This window comes from Nonomuraea rhizosphaerae, from assembly GCF_019396405.1.
Classification (GTDB): domain Bacteria; phylum Actinomycetota; class Actinomycetes; order Streptosporangiales; family Streptosporangiaceae; genus Nonomuraea; species Nonomuraea rhizosphaerae.
The window spans coordinates 1-7,204 of sequence record NZ_JAHKRL010000377.1; the positions used below are offsets into that span (position 1 = coordinate 1).

At 71.7% G+C, this 7,204-nt stretch carries 7 protein-coding genes; 1 reads left to right on the forward strand and 6 read right to left on the reverse strand.

The window, feature by feature from the left end; genetic code table 11:
- Positions 1–167: 167 nt before the first annotated feature.
- Genes KME77_RS19255 through KME77_RS19275 form a run of 5 tightly spaced genes read right to left on the reverse strand, consistent with a single transcriptional unit; the run spans position 168 to position 5,451 of the window.
- Entirely contained in the window at positions 168–1,076 is a 909-nt protein-coding gene (locus tag KME77_RS19255) for an ABC transporter ATP-binding protein (protein ID WP_219469578.1), read from the reverse strand.
- Positions 1,073–1,888, reverse strand: coding sequence for an ABC transporter ATP-binding protein (locus KME77_RS19260; RefSeq protein WP_219469582.1), 816 nt, complete (start codon positions 1,886–1,888; stop codon positions 1,073–1,075). Before KME77_RS19260 ends, KME77_RS19255 begins: the two co-directional genes overlap by 4 nt.
- 47 nt (positions 1,889–1,935) lie before the next feature.
- On the reverse strand, positions 1,936–2,784 hold the full coding sequence (locus KME77_RS19265) for an ABC transporter permease (protein WP_219469585.1): 849 nt from the start codon (positions 2,782–2,784) through the stop codon (positions 1,936–1,938).
- Complete coding sequence (locus KME77_RS19270; RefSeq protein ID WP_372451196.1) at positions 2,781–3,872, reverse strand: ABC transporter permease; 1,092 nt, start codon at positions 3,870–3,872, stop codon at positions 2,781–2,783. The genes KME77_RS19265 and KME77_RS19270 overlap by 4 nt, the downstream gene beginning before the upstream one ends.
- 1 nt (position 3,873) lies before the next feature.
- A complete protein-coding gene (locus tag KME77_RS19275; RefSeq protein WP_219469588.1) occupies positions 3,874–5,451 on the reverse strand; it encodes an ABC transporter substrate-binding protein in 1,578 nt (525 codons plus the stop codon).
- Positions 5,452–5,572: 121 nt separating this feature from the next.
- Between KME77_RS19275 and KME77_RS19280 the strand changes: the two genes are divergently transcribed.
- Positions 5,573–6,208: an Lrp/AsnC family transcriptional regulator gene (locus KME77_RS19280; RefSeq protein ID WP_219469591.1), complete on the forward strand. Its 636-nt coding sequence runs from the start codon at positions 5,573–5,575 to the stop codon at positions 6,206–6,208.
- A 9-nt stretch (positions 6,209–6,217) separates the two neighbouring features.
- Here the strand turns inward: KME77_RS19280 and KME77_RS19285 are convergent, their stop codons facing one another.
- Entirely contained in the window at positions 6,218–6,571 is a 354-nt protein-coding gene (locus KME77_RS19285; RefSeq protein ID WP_308250778.1) for an avidin-fold protein, read from the reverse strand.
- Positions 6,572–7,204 lie beyond the last annotated feature (633 nt).

The following is a 7,204-nucleotide window of genomic DNA, read 5'->3' on the forward strand; positions in this document are numbered from 1 at the left end:
GTCGGCGGTCTCGGCGGCGGCCTCCTGCGTCACGACCAGGAAGCCGTCCTCCCGGCCGCCCAGGAAGCGGAAGTCCGGCGAGGGCCGCAGCACCAGCGCGTCCACCTCGGCCTCGGCCATCGCCGCCCGCACCGCCGCCAGCCGCTCCGCGCCCACCTGGGACCCCGTCACCGGGGCTCGTGCAGCCAGCAGGCGACAGGGCCGAAGTCCGGCTCCTTGTCCCGGCACACGTCCATCACCATCGGGCAGCGCGGGTTGAACCGGCACCCCGGCGGCGGGTCCGCCGGATCCGGCACGTCGCCGGGCAGCTCGGCGGGCAGCACGCCCAGCCCGTCCGGCTTCGGGATGGCGCCCAGCAACGCCTGCGTGTACGGATGGCGCGGGTTCGCCCACACCTCGGCCGTGCCGCCCACCTCGACGATCCGGCCCAGGTACATGACCGCGATCCGGTCCGCGATCAGCCGCACCACCGACAGGTCGTGGCTGATGAACAGCAGCCCCGCCCCCGACGAGACCGCCAGGTCCCGCATCAGCGTGGCGACCTTCGACTGCGCCGAGGCGTCCAGCGCCGAGATGGGCTCGTCGCCGATCAGCAGCCGCGGCCTGGCCGCCAGCGCCCTGGCGATCGCGATGCGCTGCCGCTGCCCGCCGGAGAACTCGTGCGGGTGCCGGCCGGCGAAGTCACGCGGCAGCCCGACGCGTTCCAGCAGGTCGGCGGGCGTGGTGGTGGTGTCGCCCGACGTGCGCAGGCCGTCGGCGATCTGGTCGCCGACCCGGCGACGCGGGTTCAGCGACGCGTACGGGTCCTGGAACACCATCTGGATGCCCGTCAGCTTCCGCCGGCGCAGCCCGAGCGGCGTGACCGGCTGCCCGTCGAAGGTGATCGAGCCCTCGGTGACCGGGTTCAGGCCGCAGACCGCGCGGGCCAGCGTCGACTTGCCGCACCCGGACTCGCCGACCAGGCCGACCACCTCGCCGGGCCCGACCTCCAGGCTCGCCCCCGCCACCGCCCTGACGACGGGCCGCCCGGGCGAGCGGTGCTCGACGACCAGGTCGTCGACGGCCAGCAAGGTCATGACTCCTCCGTACGGATGTCGCCCCGGGTGCCGGGACGGGGGCCGCGTTCGCTGTCGGGCAGGGAGTCCAGCAGCGAGCGCGTGTACGCGTGCGCGGGCTCGCGCAGCACCCGCTCACGCGGCCCGGTCTCCACGACCAGGCCGTCCTTCATCACGCTCACCTCGTCCGCGACCGCCGACATGACGCCCAGGTCGTGCGTGACCAGCAGCACCGCCAGCCCCAGCTCGTCGCAGAGCCCGCGCAGCAGCCGCAGCACGCCGGCCTGCACGGTCACGTCCAGCGCGGTCGTCGGCTCGTCGGCGATCAGCACCTTGGGCGAGCAGGCCAGCGCGACGGCGATCGCCACGCGCTGGCGCATGCCGCCGGAGAACTGGTGCGGGAAACGCCCGTACGCCTCCTCCGCGCCCGGGATGCGCACCTTGCCGAGCAGCTCGACCGCCCGCCGCCTGGCCTCCCGCTTGTCGATCCTCAGGTGGTGGCGCATGTGCTCGGTGAGCTGCCTGCCGACGGTCAGCATGGGGTGCAGGCTCGTGGCCGGGTCCTGGAAGACCATGGCGACCTGGCCGCCGCGCACCTCGTTCAGCTCCTTCGGCGCCAGCGTGAGCAGCTCCCGCCCGCCGAGCGTGACGCTGCCGGTGACCTGCGAGCCGTGCGGCAGCAGCCCCAGCACGGCCAGCCCGGTCATGGTCTTGCCGGAGCCGCTCTCCCCGGCCAGGCCGTGCACCTGGCCCTCCCGCAGCGACAGGTCGACGCCCCCCAGGATTGCCTTGCCGCGGATGCTCACCTTGAGCCCGGTGATGTCGAGAGTCACAGCGCCTCCAAGGTCACGGCTTCTCCAAGGTCACGGCTTCTCCAAGGTCACAGGGCACGCTCCTTGATGGCGCGGGCCGTACGCGGGTCGAGGGCGTCGCGCAGCGTGTCGCCGAGGAAGTTGAAGGCCAGCACCACCGTCAGGATCGCCAGGCCGGGGAAGGTCGCCACCCACCAGCTGTCGAACACCTCCACGCCGGAGGCCACCATCGCCCCCCACTCAGGGGACGGCGGCTTGGCGCCCAGCCCCAGGAACGACAGCCCCGACAGCAGCAGCAGCGCCGTGCCGATGTCCAGCGTGGCCAGCACCAGCACCGGGCCGGTCACGTTCGGCAGCACGTCCACGCGCAGCGAGCGCCAGGCCGAGAAGCCCAGCAGCCGCCCGCTCAGCACGAACTCCCGCTCCCGCACGCCCAGCACCAGGCCCCGGGTCACCCGCGCGTACGCGGGCCAGGCCACCACCAGCACGGCCAGCACCGCGTTGGTCAGGCTGGCGCCCAGCGCGGCGGCCACCACCATGGCCAGGATGACCGTCGGGAAGGCGAACACCAGGTCCGCCACCCGCATGATCGTCTCATCCACCCATCGGCCGAAATATCCGGCGCAGGCGCCGAGCAGGCCGCCGATCAGCACCGACAGCGCCACCAGCGCCAGCGTCAGCGGGATCGACACCCGCGCCCCGTGCATGACCCGGCTGAGGATGTCGCGCCCGAGCTGGTCGGTCCCGAACCAGTGGCCGGGCCCGGGCGGGGCCAGGCGCGGCAGGTCCTGCGCGAGCGGGTCGTGCGGCGCCAGCAGCGGCGCGGCCACCGCGACCACCAGCCACACCAGGGCGATCACCCCGCCGACCACCGCGAGGGGCTGCCGCCAGGCCTCGGGAAGGCGCAACCGTCTCATTGGAGCCTCACTCGGGGGTCGATGACGCCGTACAGCACGTCCACGACCAGGTTGATGACGAGGTAGACGACGCCCACCACCAGCCCGACGCCCATGACCGCGGGCAGGTCGAGCGTGGTGGCGCTCTTGTAGGCGTACTGCCCGACCCCCGGCCAGGCGAAGATCGCCTCCACCAGGACCGTGCCGGACAGCAGGCTGCCGAACGCCAGGCCGGCGACCGTGATGATCGGCACCAGCGCCGAGCGCAGCACGTACCGGAACAGGATCACCCTGCCCGGCAGGCCCTTGGCCCTGGCCGCGCGCACGTAGTCCTGGCCCAGCACCTCCAGCACCGCCGAGCGGGTGAAGCGGGTCAGCAGCCCGATCGTGTAGAGGGCCAGCACGAGCGCGGGCGTGATCAGGTGGCCGACGGCAGAGGTGAAGATGTCCCACCGGCCGGCCAGCAGGGCGTCCACGGTCTGCAGGCCGGTCACGGCCGGGGCCGAGCCCAGCGCCGCGTCCACCCTGCCGCTGCCCGGCGTGATCTGCAGCCGGTAGAAGAACACGTAGAAGGCCAGCAGCGCCAGCCAGAACGTCGGCACCGAGATGCCGACGAGGCTCAGCACCCGCAGCGTGTGGTCGGACAGGCGGTCCCGGCGCAGCGCGGCGATCACGCCGAACGCCACGCCGAGCACCAGCGACACCAGGATCGCCGCCCCGGCCAGCTCCAGCGTCGCCGGGACGAACTCGGCCAGGTCCTGGCTGACCGGCCGGTGGCTCTGCTGGCTGGTGCCCAGGTCGCCGTGCAGCAGCCCCTGAAGGTGCAGGGCGTACTGCTGCCACAGCGGCCGGTCCAGGCCGTGGTCGGCCCGCCACTGCGCGACGATCGCCGGGTCGCCCAGCGCCCGCTGGCCGAGGTTGGCCGCCACCGGGTCGCCGGGCACCAGGTTCGTCAGGACGAACGTCACCAGCGTGATCCCCCAGGCCAGCAGGATCGCCAGGAGGATGCGCCGGATCAGGAACCTGGCGAGGGGATGCCGGCCCGGCCCTCCACGGCCTGACCCCCCACGACCCGGCCCTTTACGGACTGGTCCTCTACGGCTCGACACGCTACTTGGCGCCCAGATCGGCGACGTCGACCGTCCACACCGGGTGGTACTCCAGGCCGGTCACCGACGCGGCCGTCACGATGTTCTGGCCCGGCTGGATCAGCGGGATGAACGGGCCCGAGGCGTTCAGCTTGGTCTGCACGTCCGCGTACGCCTGCCGGCGCGCGTCGTCGCCGATCGCCGTCGCGGCCTTGTCACCGGCGGCCTCGATCTCCTTGGCCGCGCCCGCCTTCCAGCCGGCCCGCAGGCCCACCGTCTTGCCGGGCAGGAAGGCCAGGTAGTCGCTGGGGTCGGGGTAGTCGGGGCCCCAGTACCACAGGCCCATCTCCTCCTTGCCGTTGCGGTAGTTGTCCAGCGCGGTGGTGACCGGCGCGGGCTGCAGGTCCACCGTGATGCCGACCTCCTTGAGGTTGGCCTGGATCCGCTCGGCCAGCGGCTGGAACGACAGGCCGTTCACGGTCAGCTCGCTCGGGTACTCCAGCTTCACCGTCGGGCTGGACACGCCGCTGGCGGCCAGCGCCGCCTTGGCGCCCTCCACGTCCCGCTTGGCCGCCTGGTCGGCCGGCAGCGCGCCCAGCAGCTGCGAGGGGATCACGCCCGGCGCCTGCGTCGAGCCCGCGCCGGCCAGCTCCAGCAGGCCCGCGTAGTCGACGCCCTTGCGCACGGCCTCGACGAACTTGGCGTTCGGCGTCGTCTTGCTGACCCCGGAGTCCTGGTTGGCCAGCAGGAAGATCACGTTCGCCGAGGGCACCTTCTTGACCTGCAAGGTCGCCGGCATGCCGTTGACCTGGTCGCCGGACAGGTTGAGCGCCACCTGGCTGTCGCCGCGCTGGACGTTCAGCTTCTGGGTGGCGGCCTCGACGTTGCGGATGACGACCTTGTCGTAGGCGGGCTTGGTCCCGTAGTACTTCGGGTTCGCCTTGAGCGTGACCTGGCTGCTGACGTTGAACGACTCGATCGTGTACGGCCCGGAGCCCGCCGAGGAGCCGTTCAGCCACTGCTCGGCCTTGTCCTGCGGGTTCGTGGTCGCGCCGTGCTGCTGGGCGAGCTTGCTGTTGATCACGCCGAGCGCCGGGTTGGGCAGGATGAAGGGCAGCGCCGGGTTCGGGCTCTTCGAGGTCAGCGTGATCGTCGTGTCGTCGGTCTTGGCCACCTCGACGCCGTCGAGCAGGAACGACGGGGTGCCCTTCATGTCGCGCACCCGGGTCAGCGAGAACACCACGTCGTCCGCGGTGAGCGGGGCGCCGTCGGCGAACGTCGCGCCGCTCTTCAGCTTGAGCGTCAGGACCTTGCCGTCCTCCGACAGCTCGTACGACTCGGCCAGCGCCGGCACCGGCTTGGTCACGTCGCCGCCCTCGAAGGTGAGCAGCGTCTCGTACACCGCCTTGCCGACGATCAGGCCGGTCGGCTCGTACGTGCGCCCGGGGTCGGCCGTCTTGAGGTCGAAGGACGTGTCGATGACCAGGGTCTTCGCACCGCCCTGCGCGGCGGGGGCAGGGGAGCCGCCGCCGCTTCCGCAGGCGGCGAGGGCGAGGGCGCCGGCGAGCAGCACTGCCGCCGTCTGCGAGCGGGTCGCCATGGTTGTCCTCCAGTTGTGCGAGTCGGCCTGGACGATTGGCCGAAAGATGTCCAGGATTGTCCGGCAGAACGTCCAGGCTCTGTGCGGTCGCTGAGACGTATATAAAGGGGCGGGGGTAACAATGAGTGAAATTTCCAGAAATGATGGTGGCGCCGCCGGTGCGCCTGGACGGATCGGCATCGGTCTTGAGCTGGACGCCGTCCACATGAAGATCCTTGAGGTCCTGCGCGAGAACGGCAGGATCTCGGTCTCGGCCCTGGCCGAGCGGGTCGGCATCTCCCGCGCGAACGCCTACACGCGCTTCGAGGCGCTGCGCGCCGACGGCGCGATCAAGCGCTTCACCGCCGAGATCGACCACGTCAGGGCCGGGCTCGGCATCACCGCGCTGATCTTCGTGACCGTGCGGCAGCAGATGTGGAAGCAGTTCAGGGCCGAGCTGGCGCGCATGCCCGAGGTCGAGTACTGCGCCATCACCACCGGCCAGCACGACGCCATGATCCAGGTCCGGGTCTCCGACGTGGCCGCCGTGCACACGATGGTGACCGACCGCCTCGCCAACATCCCGGCCGTCAAGGCCACCGAGACGGTCTTCATCCTGGACGAGGTGCTCCGGCGGCCGTACGTGCTGCCCAGCGACCGCGACAAGGCCGCCAGGCCGGCGCGGCGCCCGGCCCAGGAGGCGCCAGGGGAGGTCCCCCTGGGCAAGATGCGCTTCGTCGGCGCCGCCGAGGGCCGCGCCGCCCTGCAACGTGACTGACCGGGCTTTTCAGGCTTCCTGCGCCGGCACCTCGGTGCAGACGCTGACGTGCAGCGTCTCGTCGCCCTCGAAGCTGAACTCCTCCACCAGGCGCAGCCGCCCGTCGGGCTCGGTCTCGATGCGGCTGCTGCTCCTGCCGCCCGCCTTGCCGCCGGCCTTGAGCGCGTGCGCGTACGCGATGGAGACCTGGTCGCCGTCCCTGGTGCCGACGAAGCGGCCGAGGGTGACGGTGTCGCCCGTGTAACTGCCCCACACCACCCCGTCGGCCTCCCAGTAGTCGAACGAGGTGGGCCGCTCCTGATCCACCTGGCTCGCCGTCGAACTCACCATCACGAATCTGCGGCCGTTGAGAAGGTTGCTCACCTCCCCATCGTCCCGATATTTCATGACACGGAGAGTCAGGCTGGACGTTTCTCCGTCAACGGCTCGATCTGTCCGGCGATCCGTCCAGCCCAGGTCACACGGGGGCCAGGTCTGTCAGAAAACCCGCCCGCGGCCGGTCCCGTCGCAGGTCGGGCGGCCGGCAGCCCAGGGATATCCCTGGGACGGACCCTGACGCGGTCATTCCCGGCCCCGTCGCACGATGAGTACCGGACGCAGCCCAGGACGGACGCCGCCGACGAAGCCGGCCCTCCGCGAGGCCGCGTCACACGTGGGGGGACGTGTCCTCGACGCCGTGGAGCAGACGCCACGGCAGGCGCCGGACGACTGGCCGGCGCCGGGTCTCGCAGGGCACGCCGGGGCCGGTCGCGTACGTAGCCATGCGCCGCCCGCCCCGGCAACCCACCCGCTCCCCGCCCTCGCCTGGTGCCCCAGCGCATCCATGAGATAACCCTCTGTACCGATGCTTACTGTGATAGTAATGTCACGCTTAGTGTTCGGCGGGGTTTGGGGAGATCCATATGCTGGAGTACACCATCGCGGCCATCGGCGCGATAGGCGTGGTGGCGGCGGCCGCCATCCTGTTCAGGGTCACGCGCAAGGGGAGCGAGGACG